Consider the following 14,345-nt stretch of genomic DNA (forward strand, 5'->3'; position numbering starts at 1 on the left):
CACCAGCGCGTCCAGGTCCTGGGCAGCAAGGCCAAGCTCGAAATCATCATCCCGTTCAACGCCCCGGCCGACGAGCGCACCGCCATCACCGTGGATACCGGCGCCCCCTTCGATGGCTCGCTGGCCCGGCGCGAAATCCTGCCGGCAGTCGATCAATATACCGAACAGGCCGAGGCCTTTGCCCTGGCGGTGCTGGGCGAGAAGCCCCTGCCCTGGGGCATCGAGGATGCGATTGCATCCATGAAGGTGATCGACGCAATCTTCGCCAGCGAGAAGTCCGGCGCCTGGGCCATGGTCTGACCCGCTCAGCGCGGCAAGGCCGGGCCGACCAGCCGCGTCGCCAGGAGGCGTATATCGGCGCCCAGATCGCTGCGGCCAATGGCCTTCTGCGCCAGCCCGAAGGAGGCGTCGAGCAGCAGTCGCGCCAGCGCCGCTGCCTCGGCGACACCCGCCGCGGCCAGTTCCGCCTGCAGGCGGGTCGCCACCCGTTCGTCCGACAGGCGAAACAGTTCGGCCCCCTGCCGGTGGGCCGCGAACAGCTCATCGGCATGGGGCGAGTCGGCCAGGATGGCGGCGATGACTGCGAATTCGGCAGCCAGCGCCGCGCCGATGCGGGCCTCGACCGGGCCGTCACCACTGAGGCCGGCATCGAAGGCTGCGATCTTGGCGGCCAGCAATTGCTCCACAATGGCCAGGAACACGGCGTCCTTGTCGGGGAAATGCGCATAGAGCGTCGGCTTGGCAATACGCGCTTCCCGCGCAATCGCCTCCATGGTGGTCCCGCGCAAGCCATTGCGCAAAAACAGGTTTCGCGCCGCTTCCAGGATGCGCTCGCGCTTCACCTCGACCTTGTTCACTATCATCGCCGACAAATCTCGCGCCTTCGGGTTGAACTAATTGAACGATGTTCGTATATATCGTTCAATCAATCGGGAGACCACCCATGACCAACTCGACTTCTGACCGCGTCCTGCTCACCGGCATATCCGGCTTTCTCGGCGGCCATGTCGCCCTGCAATTGCTCAATGCTGGCTACACCGTTCGCGGCAGCGTGCGCAACCTCGGCAAGGCTGGCAAGGTGCGCGAAACGCTGGCCCGGGCTGGCGCCGACATCTCGCGACTGGAATTCGTGGCCCTCGACCTGCTCAGCGACAAGGGCTGGCGGGAGGCCATGGAGGGCTGCCGCTATCTGCAGCACACCGCCTCGCCCTTCGTGATCAAAATGCCGGCCGACAAGATGGAACTGATCCGCCCGGCCGTCGAGGGCACGGAACGCGCCCTCAATGCCGCGCTCGCCGCCGACATCGAGCATATCGTACTGACCTCCTCGATGGCGGCCATCGCCTACGGCCATGACAAGGCCCGCACGACCCCGTTCACCGCCGACGACTGGACCGACCTCAACGGCCGCGACATCAACGCTTACATCGAATCCAAGACCCGTGCCGAGCGCCGCGCCTGGGAGATCATGCGTTCGGCCGGGCAGGAGAAGCGCCTCTCCACCATCAATCCCGGCGCCATCCTCGGGCCACTGCTCGATGACGATCCGGGCACCTCGGCCGGCATAGTGCTCCGCCTGCTCAATGGCAGTGTGCCGGCCCTCCCGCGCATTCCCTTAGTCATCGTTGACGTGCAGGACGTTGCCGCCGGCCATGTCCGCGCCATGACCGACCCGCAGGCCGCCGGCCGGCGCTTCCCCATGGGCGAGCGATCGATGCTGATACCCGATGTCGCCAGCGCGGTCCGTGCCGCATTGCCGCCGGAGCGGGTAGCCACGGTGCCGCGCCGGGTCATGCCCGATTGGGGCGTCCGCATCTACAGCCTCTTCGACCGCGACGTGCGCGGGATTCTCAGTGAACTGGGCGTCCTCAAGCGCCTCGATTCCTCGGCCAGCGTCGCCCTGCTCGGCCGCCCCCTGATCGCCGCCGAACAGGCCATTGCCGCAACGACCCGATCCTTGCTCGAGCAGCGGGCTGTCTAGCCATGCTGCCCCTTGCCCCCGCAGCAATTATTGTCCATATCAACAGCGTCGGAACGGGGCTGTAGCTCAGTTGGGAGAGCGCGTCGTTCGCAATGACGAGGTCAGCGGTTCGATCCCGCTCAGCTCCACCATTCCGGCACTATCCGCTCTTTCAGACCTTGCTGGGCTCGAGCCGGCCTTCGGCGCGGGCAAAGCCTTCGCTGATCACCGCTTTCATGGCGGCGCGCGCCTCCTCGGCGTCGCCGGCCCGGATCGCTTCGGCAATGCGTCCATGCGCCTTGACCGTGGCGACCATCGCCGTGTCGTCCTCCACCGGCGAGCTGATGGTAAAGGCGGCCGTCAGCGCCAGTTCCACAAGTGCACTGATCGAGGCCATGAACGGGTTGCCCGAGGCCTCGGCAACCGTGCGGTGGAATTCGAGATCGGTACGGGCAAACTGCTGGGGGGTCGTTGCCTCCCCCATGCGGATGGCGCAGGCCATCAGCGCCTCGGCCTGTTCCTCGCTCCGCCGCACTGCCGCCAGCGCCGCCGATTCCACTTCGACACCGATGCGGATTTCCGAGAGGCTCCGCAGCAGCGCCACATCCGGGCCGGTCTCGAAATGCCAGGCCAGGACATCCGCGTCGAACAGGTTCCAGCGCTGGCGCGGCAGCACCCGCGTGCCGATGCGGGCCCGCGCCTCGATCATGCCCTTGGCCGCCAGCGTCTTGAGCGCTTCGCGCAACACGGTGCGCGACACGGCAAATCGCCCCAGCAATTCGGTATCGGACGGCAGGATGCTGCCTTCCGGATAATCGCCCCGCACGATGGCCGTGCCCAATTGCCAGAGCACCAGGGAATGCAGGTTTCGCGACGGGACGCGTCCGGCAATCGCCGCGATCAGATCCGCGGTCGTGCTGTCCCGCCCTTGCCGAATGGCCATCCCGCCTCCTGCTATTTGCGGCCCGACCTAAGCATGGGACCATAAGTATTACAATATTGCGTCCCGCGCGGCGCTGGACAGCGCCGCCCGCTTTGGTGAGGGTAGCGGCCAAAAGGATTCGCCCCATGACCGCAGCCACCCAGATCGACGCCGTGCTTGCCAGCGTGGATGCCGGGCTCGAGCAGAGCCTGGACCGCCTCTATGCGCTCCTGCGCATCAAGTCCATCTCCACCGACCCCGCTTATGTCGCCGAATGCCACAAGGCCGCGGACTGGATTGTCGGCGAACTGAGGAGCCTCGGCTTCGACGCCGCCGCTCGCCCGACGCCGGGCCACCCGGTCGTGGTGGCCCATGGCCCCGACCAGCCCGGCGCGCATGTGCTGTTCTATGCCCATTACGACGTGCAGCCGGTCGACCCGCTCGATCTCTGGGACACCGATCCCTTCGAGCCGGTGCTCAAGACCGATGCCAGCGGCCGCAAGATCATCGTCGCCCGCGGCGCCTCCGACGACAAGGGCCAGATGATGACCTTCATCGAAGCCTGCCGCGCCTGGAAGGCGGCGACCGGCTCGCTCCCCACCCGCATCTCGCTGATGCTGGAGGGTGAGGAGGAAAGCGGCGGCAAGAACCTGCCGCCCTTCATGGAAGCCAACAAGTCCGAGCTCGCCGCCGCCGATATCGCTCTGGTCTGCGACACCGACATGTGGGACCGCCAGACGCCCTCGATCACCACCATGCTGCGTGGCCTCGTCGCTGAGGAAATCGAGATCAGCTGCGCCAACAAGGATCTGCATTCCGGCATGTTCGGCAATGCTGCGCGCAACCCCAACCAGGTGCTGGCCGAAATCATCGCCAGCCTCCGCGCCCCCGATGGCAGCGTCACCCTGCCCGGCTTTTACGACGACGTCGCCGAGATCAGTCCGGAGCTCAAGGCCCAGTGGGCGGGCCTTGGCTTTGACGACAAGGCCTTCCTCGGCGAAGCCGGCCTCTCCATCCCAGCCGGCGAGCAGAACCGCTCGGTGCTCGAAATGCTCTGGGCCCGCCCAACCTGCGAGATCAACGGCATGATCGGCGGCTATACCGGCGACGGCTTCAAGACCGTCATCCCGGCCAAGGCCAGCGCCAAGATATCCTTCCGGCTCGTTTCCGGCATGCAGCCCGACAAGATCCGCGCCGCCTTCCGCAAGCATGTTGAGGATCGCGTGCCCGCCGACTGCTCGGTGAGCTTCCACGCCCATGGCGGCTCGCCCGCCATCACCGTGCCCAGCGACGGCACCCATCTGCGCCAGGCGTTGGAAGGATTGTCGGGCGAATGGGGCAAGCCCGCGGTGATCACCGGCTCGGGCGGCTCCATCCCCGTTGCCGGCGATTTCAAGCGCATTCTGGGCCTCGACACCCTGCTCATCGGCTTCGCCCATGTCGACGACCAGATCCACTCCCCCAACGAGAAATACGATCTCGACAGCTACCACCGCGGCATCCGCTCTTGGGTGCGCGTGCTCGCAAGCCTGGCGGGTTAAGCCAGCGTCACCGCGAGCATCGCGATCACCGCCGGCACGGTCTGGATGAACAGAATCTTCCGGCTGGCGGTGACGGCTCCAAAAATGCCGGCCACCGCCACGCAGGCGAGGAAGAACATCTGAATCTGCCAGGCAAATTCGGGGATCGGATGCACCAGCCCCCAGATCAGCCCGGCCGCGAGGAACCCGTTATAGAGCCCCTGATTGGCCGCCAGCGCCTTGGTCGAAGCCGCGAATTCCGGCGTCAGGCCGAACGCCTTCCGCCCGCGCGGGCCGGTCCACAGGAACATTTCCAGCACGAGAATATAGACATGCAGCAGCGCCACGAGGGCGACGAGAATGCTGGCAACGACGCTCATTTGACCTTGGTCTTTCCTTGTTGTGCGGCTGGCTCATCCGCATTGTACCTCATCCAACGGCCGCCGGCTGCCCACCGATCGATTGCACCGCCTTTGCCCCTGCTGCAATGCCCCGCGCCAGCGCCGTCGCCTCGTCCGCGCCATTGAGATGCGCGACAATGAACCCGGCCGCAAAAGCGTCGCCTGCCCCCGTCGAATCCACCACGCTGACCTGCGGCGCCGGCAATTCCGCGCGAATACCGTCGCGCCCGCCCAGCGCTGCGCCAAGCCTGCCGCGCTTGATCAGCACCGTGCCGAACCGCTCGCCCAGCACGCGCATCTGCGCCTGGTGGCCGGCCAGTCCGGTCAGTGCCTCGGCCTCGCTCTCATTGGCAAAGATGAAATCGGCGCCGCTGGTCCAGTCGAGAAAGTTCGTAGCCCCGACTTCGACGAGGAACCCCACCGAGGCCGGATCGACCGCCACCGCGATGCCGCGCGCCCGTGCGGCGGCGAACAGGCCCTGCACCGCCAGCCGCGGCCCCGGTGCAAAAAAGCTGTATCCCGACACCATGACCATGCCGATATCGTCGAGCAGGCTCTCTGGCAGATCATCGGGGCACAGATTGAGATTGGCACCGCGATCGGTCAGGAAGCTGCGCTCACCATCGGGGTCGACAATGGTCACCAACACGCCCGAGGGTTGCGCCGCGTCGCCCGCCAGCACCGGCACCACGCCCAACCCGCGGAAATAGGTCTCATACATGGCCTTGTCGCTGGCGCCGACCCGTGCGGCAAACACCACCGGAGCCCCCATCGCGCCCAGCCACACCGCCTGATTGGCGCCTGACCCGCCCGGCCGGCTCCGCACCGCGGCGCGGCGGTCCGACCCTTTGACGACCGGCCCTTCGGGCACCACGATGACGTCGGTCATCACATCCCCGACGACGAGGACCCTGCCGCTCATGCGCGGCGCACACCGGGCTTGGGCGCATGGCGCGCCGCCAGCGCCACGGCGATGCCGGCCGCCACTTTGGCATTGTTTTCCACCAGCGCGATATTGGCGACCAGCGACTTGCCGTCGGTGAGCTCGAAAATGCGCTTGAGCAGGAAGGGCGTCAGCGCCTTGCGCGATATGCCCTCCTGCTCGGCGCCACGGATCGCCTCGGCAATACGCGCCTCGATGGCGGACGGATCGAGCGCATCAGCCTCGGGGATGGGATTGGCCACCAGCACCCCGCCCATGCCCAGATCGGCCTGCATGGCCACGACCTTGGCAATATCGGCGACGTCGTCAAAGCGGTGGTCCACCTTGTGCCCGCTCTGGCGCGCCCAGAAGGCGGGGAATTCGTCGGTCCCATAGCCCAGCACCGGCACGCCATTGGTTTCCAGCACTTCCAGCGTCTTGGCGATATCGAGGATGGACTTGGCACCGGCGCAAACCACGCAAACCGGCGTGCGGCTCAGTTCTTCGAGATCGGCGGAAATATCGAACGTATCCTCAGCGCCGCGATGCACCCCGCCAATGCCGCCCGTCGCGAACACCTGGATGCCGGCCAAAGCCGCAATCTGCATCGTCGTCGCCACCGTCGTGCCGGCGATCTCGCCCTTGACCAGCAGCGACGCCACGTCGCGCCGGCTGGCCTTGGCCGCCTGGCCACCCGTCTGGGCCAGCCGCTCCAGATCCTCGCCCGAAACCCCGACGCAGAAGCGTCCGTCCATGATGGCGATGGTGGCCGGCACCGCGCCATGCTGGCGGATCACCGCCTCGACATTCTGCGCCATTTCCAGATTTTGCGGATAGGGCATGCCATGGGTGATGATGGTCGATTCCAGCGCCACCACCGGCGCCCCGGCGGCCAGCGCCTTCTTCACCTCGGGGCTGATCGAGAGGTAGGCCTTGGCGGTCATCTGTGCACTCGCTTTTCCGTTCTGCGTCCGGGCCGCTCCGGCCCCCTTTGGCGCGGGTTTTGCGCCTTGTTGGCGCGGGGCGTCAACCCCTGCAAAAACATGGGTGCAAGCGGCTTGTCGCCCCTCCGTTTTGGCTCTAGGTTGCCCGCATAAACTCCAGCGTGGAAAGGGCACTTCGCTGCAGACCGCTATTGTTGATCGCGCTTCCTGCGCCGATCGATACGCGCCCGGCTTCGGGCCCAGTCCAGCCAATGTGCCCAGCGCTTCCGAGCGCTGTTTTTCCATACCAGCGTACCAGACCGGACCTGTCGGTCCGGGCACTCAAAGATGAGCGCCCGCTGCTGACCGTCCGTGCCCGCTTGGGCAAATCCAAAACCGCCGCGCCCCGACGCCGCAACGCCAAGACCAACCACCTTCCCAAGGAGCTCCCCAGATGAAGAAGTCGCTCGCCCTTGCTCTCGGCACTCTCATGGTCGCCAGCCCCGCGCTGGCTCAGGAAGAGGCCGTGCTCAATGTCTACAACTGGTCCGACTATATCGCCGAGGACACCATCGCCAATTTCGAGGCGGAAACCGGCATCAAGGTCAATTACGACGTCTATGACAATAACGAGATCGTCGACGCCAAGCTGCTCGCCGGCTCGTCGGGCTATGACATCGTGGTGCCCTCGGGCAATTTCCTCGAGCGCCAGATTCAGGCGGGTCTGATACTCCCGCTCGACAAGTCCAAACTGACCAATCTGGGCAATCTCGACCCGGCCGTGATGGCAACCGCCGCCGCGCAGGACCCGGACAATGCCCATGCCGTGCCCTACATGATCAACACCATCGGCTACGGCTACAATGTTGCCAAGGTCACCGAAATCCTTGGCGCCGACGCTCCGGTCGATAGCTGGGACCTGATCTTCAAGCCCGAATTCGCCGAAAAGCTCGCCGCCTGCGGCATCAGCCTGCTCGACAGCCCCTCCGAAGTCGTCGGCATCGCGCTCAACTATCTGGGACTCGATCCCAATTCGGAGAGTGAGGAAGACTTGGCCAAGGCCGAGGAACTGCTCAATTCGATCAAACCCCACATCCGCTACTTCCACTCTTCCCAGTACATCGACGATCTGGGCAATGGTGAAACCTGCGTGGCCCTGGGCTATTCGGGCGACATCTTCATCGCTGCCGATGCCGCCGCGGCGGCCGGCCAGGGCGTTGAAGTGCAGTATGTCATCCCCAAGGAAGGCGCCGCGACCCTGTTCGATTTCCTGGCCATCCCGGTCGACGCACCGCACCCGGAAAACGCCCACAAATTCATCAACTACATCCTCGAGCCCGAGGTCGTGGCTGCGATCACCAATTATGTGTTCTACGCCAACCCCAATCTGGCAGCGACCGAGTTCGTCGATGAAGAGGTCAAGTCCAACCCCGGCATCTATGCCCCGGCCGAAACCATCGCCAAGGCCTTCGTGATGGGTGCGCATAGCCCCGAATATGAAGAAGTCCTGACCCGCACCTGGACCCGCATCAAGACGGGCCAGTAAGACATTCAGCGAACTCGATCTGCCTCCCTCCCCCTTGAGGGGAGGGATTGAGGGAGGGGGTCGTTCGGATGACCACACGGCGACCCCCTCCCTAGCCCTCCCCTCAAGGGGGAGGGGACCGATCGTGGCTCTCGACACTACGTGCCCACTAGGAATGCTTGATGGCCAAGAAACCGCAGCTCGCTATCGACACCCGCCCCTGGCGCGACCCGGCGGCCAAGCCCTTCGTGCGCATCCGCAACGTCACCAAGAAATTTGGTGACGTCTATGCGGTCCATGACGTGTCGCTCGACATCTACAAGTCCGAGCTGTTCTGCCTGCTCGGCGGCTCGGGCTCGGGCAAGTCGACCCTGCTGCGCATGCTGGCGGGCTTTGAGGAACCGACCGCCGGCACCATCGAAATCGACGGCCAGGACATGACGCTTGCGGCGCCCTACAACCGCCCCGTGAACATGATGTTCCAATCCTATGCCTTGTTCCCGCACATGAATGTGGAGCAGAACATCGCCTATGGCCTCAAGCGCGATCACATGCCCCAGGGCGAGATATCCGACCGCGTCGCCGAACTGCTGAGCCTGGTCAAGCTCGATGACTACGGCAAGCGCAGGCCACACCAGCTTTCGGGCGGCCAGCGCCAGCGCGTGGCCTTGGCCCGCGCCTTGGCAAAGCGGCCCAAGCTGCTGCTGCTCGACGAGCCGCTCGGTGCGCTCGACAAGAAGCTGCGCGAGGAGACCCAGTTCGAACTGGTCAAGATCCAGGAAACCCTCGGCGTCACCTTCATCGTAGTCACCCACGACCAGGAAGAGGCGATGAGCCTCGCCACCCGCATCGGGGTGATGAACCAGGGCGAAATCGCCATGATCGGCGAGCCCACCGACATCTACGAATTCCCCAATTCCCGCTTCGTCGCCGGCTTTATCGGCTCGGTCAACATGGCCGAAGGCGTCGTCATCGAGGACGAACCCGACCATGTCCGCATCCGCTCGGCCGAGCTGGGCTGCGACATCTATGTCGACCACGGCGTCGACTGCGCCCCCGACCAGATCCTGTGGTGGGCCGTACGCCCCGAAAAGATCCAGCTCAGCCGCGAGGCGCCCGACAACCCGCATGACGCCAATGTCACAAGGGGCCTGGTTGAGGAAATCAGCTATCTGGGCGACATGAGCGTCTACCAGGTGCTGCTCGACAGCGGCAAACGCCTGCGTGTTACCCAGACCAATACCGTGCGCGGCAATCCCGACGCCATCACTTGGGACGAACCGGTCTATTGCACCTGGGACGGCAATGCCGGATCGGTACTGACGGTATGAGCACAAAATCAGCCATCAGCGCCCTTCACCTCTCCCTTGGGGGAGAGGTCGGCGCGCAGCGCCGGGTGAGGGGGCCTTCCCCCAACACTGCGCCCAGTAAAGGCCCCCTCGCCCGACCCAAGAGGGTCGACCTCTCCCCCAAAGGGAGAGGTGAAGAACCCTCGCGGCCGGTATCGGGAGCCACCCATGTCTAGCTACGACATCGACTCCCCCCCGCCGCCCCGCCGCGCCTGGACTGGGGTCGAGCGCGCGCTGGCGGCCGTCGGCCTCTCCGGCAAGGCGCTGGTGATTGCCGCGCCGGCCATCTGGCTCACCGTGTTTTTCCTCGTGCCGCTGGCCGTGGTGTTTTCCATTTCGCTGACGCTCAAGCAGTTCGGCCGCCCGCCCTATACGCCGCTGCTGACCACCGAGGAGGGCACGGTGCAGCTCACCCTGCACCTCAACAACTATATCCGGCTCTTCACCGACAGCCTTTACGTCGCGGCCTATATCAACTCGATCAAGATCGCGCTGATCTCAACCATCATCGCCCTCTGCATCGGCTATCCGATGGCCTATGCCATCGCCCGCTCCCCCGAGCAGTGGCGCAATATCCTGCTCATGCTGGTGATCCTGCCGTTCTGGACCTCATTCCTGCTGCGCGTCTACGCGCTGACCGGCTTCATGCGCGGCAATGGCGTCATCAACCAGTTCCTGGGCCTGTTCGGCATTGAACCGCTGGTGATGATGCAGACCGACTTCGCCGTCTATGTCGGCATCGTCTACACCTACCTGCCCTTCATGATCCTGCCGCTCTATACCAATCTGGTAAAGCTCGATGGCGCGCTGCTCGAGGCCTCAGCCGATCTGGGCGCCCGCCCGGCGCGCACTTTCCTCTCCATCACCCTGCCGCTATCCATGCCGGGTATCATTGCCGGCTCCATGCTGGTCTTTATCCCCGCAATCGGCGAATTCGTCATTCCATCGCTCTTGGGCGGGCCCTCGACGCTGATGATCGGCCGCGTGCTGTGGGACGAATTCTTCGCCAATACCAACTGGCCGCGCGCCTCGGCAGTCGCCATCGCCATGCTGGTGGCGGTCGTGGTGCCGGTCATGCTGTTGCAGAAGGCACAGGACGCCGTGCAGGATTCGGGGAGGACCAGGTAGATGCGGCGCGGCTGGTTCCTTCCCGTCACGGCGACCCTCGGCTTCGCCTTTCTCTATGCCCCGATCATCTCGCTCGTGGTTTTCTCGTTCAACGAGAGCCGGCTGGTGACCGTGTGGTCGGGCTTTTCGACCAAATGGTATGGCGAACTCTTTGCCGATCCGCAGATGCTGGGCGCCGCCTGGCTCAGCGCCCAGGTGGCCTTTGTCAGTGCCACCATCGCCCTGGTGCTTGGCACGCTCTGCGCCGTGGCTCTGGTGCGCTTCAAGCGCTTCCGCGGCCGCACCGTGCTCGCCGGCACGGTCTCGGCGCCGCTGGTCATGCCCGACGTGATCACCGGCCTGGCGCTGCTGCTGCTCTTCGTGGCCATGGAAGCCACCCTCGGCTGGCCGGCAGGGCGGGGCCTCGTCACCATCATCATCGCCCATTCCACCTTCTGCATGGCCTATGTGACCGTGGTGGTGCAGTCGCGCCTGACCGACCTCGATCTCAGCCTCGAAGAGGCCGCAATGGACCTCGGCGCCACCCCGGTGCGCGTGTTCTTCGACATCACCCTGCCCATCATCGCCCCGGCTCTGGTCTCGGGATGGCTGCTGGCCTTCACCCTCTCGCTTGATGACCTGGTCATCGCCAGCTTCGTTTCGGGCCCGGGATCGTCCACCCTGCCCATGGTGATCTTTTCCAAGGTGCGCCTGGGCGTCTCGCCCGACGTCAATGCACTGGCCACCATCATTATCGGCATTGTGGCACTGGGCGTTTTCGCCGCGACCCTGCTGCAGCTCCGCTCGCGCCCCAAAAAGGCGCGGAGCTGACATTCATCGGTCGTTCACAGTGGTGACGGAAACGTGGCACTGGACAGAGGGAATAAATCAGCGCAGCATCCCTTCATGTTCAACCAACGTGAAGGAGGTGATCCAATGGCTCATGAGATGACGGCGCTCGAAGCAGGCCTTGGATTTAAGGTGTTTGTGCGGGAGGTTCTCGGCTAGCACCATCCTCCGGGCCAAAGCGCCGAAACTCAGGAAGGGCCGTCCCTCGGGGCGGCCCTTTTTTGCTGTGCACTTGACGGGCGGTTGCAACCCATTGATACCGCTGGCTGGAATTCACGGAACCCCATAGATGTCCCCGGCCAATTTCGTCCTCACGCTCTCCTGTGCCGACCGCCCCGGCATCGTCGCCGCCATCACCACGGAACTGGCCGCACTCAATGCCAACATCGCCGAATCCAACCAATTCTGGGATCGCGAGACCGGCCGCTTCTTCATGCGCCTGGCCTTCACCGCGCCAGAAGGCGTGACGCGCGAAGCCATTGAACGCGCTCTGAAATCGCCGATCGAGCGCTTTTCCATGAAGACCGCTCTGGCCGACGAAAGCCGCAAGAAGCGCATCGTCATCATGGTCAGTAAGTTCGATCACACCCTGCTGCATCTGCTCTACCAGATCCGCGTCGGCTGGCTCGACGCCGAGGTCGCTGCGGTCATTTCCAACCATGCCGACGCGCGCAAGATCGCTGAAGACGCCGGCATTCCCTTCCACCTGCTGCCGCTCACCAGGGACACCAAGGCGCAGCAGGAAGAGCAAGTCCTTGCACTGGTTAAGCAATCCGGCGCCGACCTGGTGGTGCTGGCGCGCTATATGCAGGTGCTGTCGGATAACCTCTCGACCCGCCTCTTCGGCCAGGTCATCAATATCCACCACTCGTTCCTGCCCAGCTTCAAGGGCGCCAAGCCCTATCACCAGGCCCATGAGCGCGGCGTCAAGATCATCGGCGCCACCGCCCATTATGTGACGCCCGACCTCGACGAAGGCCCGATCATCGAACAGGAAACCGCCCGCGTGACCCATGCGATGAGCGCCGACGACCTGGTCGCGGCGGGCCGCGACATCGAGAGCCGCGTGCTGGCCCGGGCGGTCAAGCTGCACCTGGAAAACCGGGTCATGCTCAACGGCCGCAAGACGGTAGTGTTCGGCTAGTCTCTCGCCGGAGCGCTCTGGCCCCATCTACTGGATGGCAAGGATCGGCGGGGTCGGCGGATGACCCGCCAGGTGGTCGAGATGCAGGCGAATATGGGCCGCTTCGGCGGGGGAGCCGGCCAGCGCAATGGCGCGGTTGAAGGCCTCGCGGGCCGCCGGGCCGTCGCCCAGTTGCAGCAGCAGGCCGCCGCGTACGCCGTGGAAATAGAAATAACCATCCAGCCGCTCGGCGAGCGGATCGATCAGCGCCATTGCCGCCGCGGGACCGCGTGATTTGCTCACCGCCACGGCGCGGTTGAGCGTCACCACCGGCGAGGGTTGCAGCACTTCGAGCGTCTGGTAGAGCCGGTCGATGGCGCCCCAGTCGGTGTCCGCGGCGCGTTGGGCGCGGGCATGCTGGGCGGCAATGGCGGCCTGCACCTGGTAGGCACCAGGTTCGGCATGGCGCAGGGCCTTCTCGACCAGGCTGCGACCTTCGGCCAGCATGGCGCCGTCCCACAGCGCCCGGTTCTGATCTTCCAGCAGCACGATCTGTCCGGCTTCGTCGGTCCGTGCCCGATGCCGGGCATGCTGCAGCAGCATCAATGCCAAAAGCCCCATGACTTCCGGTTCGGATGGAAACAGCTGCAGCAACAGGCGGGACAGTCGGATAGCCTCGTCACAAAGCAGCGCCGCCGCCGGGTCGGCATGCCCCCGCGAATAGCCCTCGTTGAAGATCAGATAGAGCATCATGGCCACGACCCCCAGCCGTTCCAGCCGGGCCTGCGCGTCGGGTGGATCGAAGGAGACCGGGTTGGCGGCGATGCGCGCCTTGGCTCTTGTGATGCGCTGCTCCATGGCCGTCTCGCCGACCAGAAAGGCCCGTGCGATCTGGCGCAAGGACAGGCCGGCGACGATGCGCAGCGCCAGGGCGATCTGCTGGTTGACCGGCAGGTCGGGATGGCAGCACACGAAAAGCAGCCGCAGGATGTCGTCGCGATAATGGGCGAGGTCGAGCCGTTCGACCATGCCGGCCTCCGCATCACCCAGGTCGGAAAGGCGTTCCTCGGCCGGCAGGGCCACATTGTTGCGGGTCTTGCGCATGGCATCGACGCCACAATTGCGGCCGACAAAGATCAGCCAGGCGACGGTGTCGCGGGGCGGACCCTTGTCGGGCCAGGTGCGGATGGCGCGAAGGCACGCCTCCTGGAACGCCTCTTCGGCGGTGTCGAGGTGACGGAAATAGCGCAGCAGGGCGCTCAATGCCTGGGGGCGGGCCGCAATCAGCGCCGCCGCTATCCAGGCATTGTCGACCATCATCCAATCTCGCTGGGGTGGAAGACGCCGACGGGCCGGATCTCATAGGAGCCGAGTCCCGGATTGGCCACGGCCAGATCCTTGGCGAAGGCAATGACCTCATCGAGGGTCTCGCAATCGGTAAGGTAGAAACCGAGGAACTGTTCCTTGGTCTCGGCAAAGGGTCCGTCGATGATCAGCGGCTCGCCGGAATTCTTGCGCAAAGTGGTGGCGGAGGTGGTCGGCAAGAGGCGCGCGACCGGGCCGAGCTTGCCCTTGGCCTTCATGCCGTCCTCAACCTGAGCGAGGCGCGCCATGCAGGCGTCGTCCTCCTCCTTGGTCCAGGTGGCGACGGCGTTTTCATCGTTGTAGCAGAGGACGGCGTAGAGCATTTCGAACATCCCTCGTCGGAAACATGACGAGCGACTATGCCCAAAACAGACTGCGG

At 64.9% G+C, this 14,345-nt stretch carries 15 protein-coding genes and 1 tRNA gene; 9 read left to right on the top strand and 7 right to left on the bottom strand.

What is annotated here, in order from left to right; genetic code table 11:
- Window positions 1–300: Gfo/Idh/MocA family oxidoreductase (locus V6M52_RS04185; protein WP_332699775.1), on the top strand; the 300-nt coding region annotated here is incomplete at its 5' end.
- Window positions 301–305: 5 nt separating this feature from the next.
- Here V6M52_RS04185 and V6M52_RS04190 read toward each other — a convergent pair.
- On the bottom strand, window positions 306–857 hold the full coding sequence (locus V6M52_RS04190) for a TetR/AcrR family transcriptional regulator (RefSeq protein ID WP_332699778.1): 552 nt from the start codon (window positions 855–857) through the stop codon (window positions 306–308).
- 86 nt (window positions 858–943) lie between these two features.
- Here V6M52_RS04190 and V6M52_RS04195 point away from each other — a divergent pair, with 86 nt between their 5' ends.
- Window positions 944–1,981, top strand: coding sequence for an NAD-dependent epimerase/dehydratase family protein (locus V6M52_RS04195; RefSeq protein ID WP_332699781.1), 1,038 nt, complete (start codon window positions 944–946; stop codon window positions 1,979–1,981).
- Window positions 1,982–2,036: 55 nt separating this feature from the next.
- A tRNA-Ala gene (locus V6M52_RS04200) sits at window positions 2,037–2,112 on the top strand.
- Window positions 2,113–2,132: 20 nt separating this feature from the next.
- Here V6M52_RS04200 and V6M52_RS04205 read toward each other — a convergent pair.
- On the bottom strand, window positions 2,133–2,903 hold the full coding sequence (locus tag V6M52_RS04205) for a FadR/GntR family transcriptional regulator (RefSeq protein ID WP_332691775.1): 771 nt from the start codon (window positions 2,901–2,903) through the stop codon (window positions 2,133–2,135).
- 125 nt (window positions 2,904–3,028) lie between these two features.
- On the opposite strand from V6M52_RS04205, the gene V6M52_RS04210 reads away from it, so the two are divergent.
- A complete protein-coding gene (locus V6M52_RS04210) occupies window positions 3,029–4,423 on the top strand; it encodes a M20/M25/M40 family metallo-hydrolase (protein WP_332699784.1) in 1,395 nt (464 codons plus the stop codon).
- Here the strand turns inward: V6M52_RS04210 and V6M52_RS04215 are convergent.
- Genes V6M52_RS04215 through V6M52_RS04225 form a run of 3 tightly spaced genes read right to left on the bottom strand, consistent with a single transcriptional unit; the run spans window position 4,420 to window position 6,669 of the window.
- Window positions 4,420–4,782 (bottom strand): DUF1304 domain-containing protein, encoded by a 363-nt coding sequence (locus tag V6M52_RS04215; protein WP_332699787.1) that lies wholly within the window; start codon window positions 4,780–4,782, stop codon window positions 4,420–4,422. The two genes, V6M52_RS04210 and V6M52_RS04215, sit on opposite strands and share 4 nt — an antisense overlap.
- A 49-nt stretch (window positions 4,783–4,831) precedes the next feature.
- A complete protein-coding gene (locus V6M52_RS04220) occupies window positions 4,832–5,725 on the bottom strand; it encodes a carbohydrate kinase family protein (RefSeq protein ID WP_332699790.1) in 894 nt (297 codons plus the stop codon).
- Window positions 5,722–6,669 carry a pseudouridine-5'-phosphate glycosidase gene (locus tag V6M52_RS04225; RefSeq protein WP_332699793.1) on the bottom strand — a complete coding sequence of 316 codons (948 nt, stop codon included), beginning with the start codon at window positions 6,667–6,669 and terminating at the stop codon, window positions 5,722–5,724. Before V6M52_RS04225 ends, V6M52_RS04220 begins: the two co-directional genes overlap by 4 nt.
- A gap of 433 nt (window positions 6,670–7,102) precedes the next feature.
- On the opposite strand from V6M52_RS04225, the gene V6M52_RS04230 reads away from it, so the two are divergent.
- The 5 genes from V6M52_RS04230 (at window position 7,103) to purU (ending at window position 12,622) form a co-directional block, all read left to right on the top strand.
- Entirely contained in the window at window positions 7,103–8,194 is a 1,092-nt protein-coding gene (locus V6M52_RS04230) for a polyamine ABC transporter substrate-binding protein (RefSeq protein WP_332691790.1), read from the top strand.
- Window positions 8,195–8,355: 161 nt separating this feature from the next.
- The gene (locus V6M52_RS04235; protein WP_332699796.1) at window positions 8,356–9,504 is read left to right on the top strand and encodes an ABC transporter ATP-binding protein; all 1,149 of its coding nucleotides are present in this window, start codon (window positions 8,356–8,358) and stop codon (window positions 9,502–9,504) included.
- Between the two features lie 186 nt (window positions 9,505–9,690).
- Window positions 9,691–10,650: an ABC transporter permease subunit gene (locus V6M52_RS04240; protein ID WP_332699799.1), complete on the top strand. Its 960-nt coding sequence runs from the start codon at window positions 9,691–9,693 to the stop codon at window positions 10,648–10,650.
- Window positions 10,651–11,460 carry an ABC transporter permease subunit gene (locus tag V6M52_RS04245; RefSeq protein ID WP_332691799.1) on the top strand — a complete coding sequence of 270 codons (810 nt, stop codon included), beginning with the start codon at window positions 10,651–10,653 and terminating at the stop codon, window positions 11,458–11,460. It begins immediately after the preceding gene.
- Between the two features lie 307 nt (window positions 11,461–11,767).
- On the top strand, window positions 11,768–12,622 hold the full coding sequence (gene purU / locus V6M52_RS04250; RefSeq protein ID WP_332699802.1) for a formyltetrahydrofolate deformylase: 855 nt from the start codon (window positions 11,768–11,770) through the stop codon (window positions 12,620–12,622).
- A 27-nt stretch (window positions 12,623–12,649) separates the two neighbouring features.
- On the opposite strand, the gene V6M52_RS04255 is transcribed toward purU, so the two are convergent.
- Both V6M52_RS04255 and V6M52_RS04260 read right to left on the bottom strand, forming a co-directional pair.
- Complete coding sequence (locus V6M52_RS04255) at window positions 12,650–13,918, bottom strand: RNA polymerase sigma factor (protein ID WP_332699836.1); 1,269 nt, start codon at window positions 13,916–13,918, stop codon at window positions 12,650–12,652.
- Window positions 13,918–14,289 (bottom strand): YciI family protein, encoded by a 372-nt coding sequence (locus tag V6M52_RS04260; protein ID WP_332685769.1) that lies wholly within the window; start codon window positions 14,287–14,289, stop codon window positions 13,918–13,920. The genes V6M52_RS04255 and V6M52_RS04260 overlap by 1 nt, the downstream gene beginning before the upstream one ends.
- Window positions 14,290–14,345: the final 56 nt, after the last annotated feature.

Source organism: Devosia sp. (genome assembly GCF_036676215.1).
Classification (GTDB): domain Bacteria; phylum Pseudomonadota; class Alphaproteobacteria; order Rhizobiales; family Devosiaceae; genus Devosia.

What these genes read in the sequence shown, in the direction of transcription:
- V6M52_RS04195 (WP_332699781.1), top strand. Translation starts at nt 944, where the DNA reads ATGACCAACTCGACTTCTGACCGCGTCCTGCTCACCGGCATATCCGGC.
- V6M52_RS04205 (WP_332691775.1), bottom strand. Translation starts at nt 2,903, where the DNA reads ATGGCCATTCGGCAAGGGCGGGACAGCACGACCGCGGATCTGATCGCG.
- V6M52_RS04210 (WP_332699784.1), top strand. Translation starts at nt 3,029, where the DNA reads ATGACCGCAGCCACCCAGATCGACGCCGTGCTTGCCAGCGTGGATGCC.
- V6M52_RS04215 (WP_332699787.1), bottom strand. Translation starts at nt 4,782, where the DNA reads ATGAGCGTCGTTGCCAGCATTCTCGTCGCCCTCGTGGCGCTGCTGCAT.
- V6M52_RS04220 (WP_332699790.1), bottom strand. Translation starts at nt 5,725, where the DNA reads ATGAGCGGCAGGGTCCTCGTCGTCGGGGATGTGATGACCGACGTCATC.
- V6M52_RS04225 (WP_332699793.1), bottom strand. Translation starts at nt 6,669, where the DNA reads ATGACCGCCAAGGCCTACCTCTCGATCAGCCCCGAGGTGAAGAAGGCG.
- V6M52_RS04230 (WP_332691790.1), top strand. Translation starts at nt 7,103, where the DNA reads ATGAAGAAGTCGCTCGCCCTTGCTCTCGGCACTCTCATGGTCGCCAGC.
- V6M52_RS04235 (WP_332699796.1), top strand. Translation starts at nt 8,356, where the DNA reads ATGGCCAAGAAACCGCAGCTCGCTATCGACACCCGCCCCTGGCGCGAC.
- V6M52_RS04240 (WP_332699799.1), top strand. Translation starts at nt 9,691, where the DNA reads ATGTCTAGCTACGACATCGACTCCCCCCCGCCGCCCCGCCGCGCCTGG.
- V6M52_RS04245 (WP_332691799.1), top strand. Translation starts at nt 10,651, where the DNA reads ATGCGGCGCGGCTGGTTCCTTCCCGTCACGGCGACCCTCGGCTTCGCC.
- purU (WP_332699802.1), top strand. Translation starts at nt 11,768, where the DNA reads ATGTCCCCGGCCAATTTCGTCCTCACGCTCTCCTGTGCCGACCGCCCC.
- V6M52_RS04255 (WP_332699836.1), bottom strand. Translation starts at nt 13,918, where the DNA reads ATGGTCGACAATGCCTGGATAGCGGCGGCGCTGATTGCGGCCCGCCCC.
- V6M52_RS04260 (WP_332685769.1), bottom strand. Translation starts at nt 14,289, where the DNA reads ATGCTCTACGCCGTCCTCTGCTACAACGATGAAAACGCCGTCGCCACC.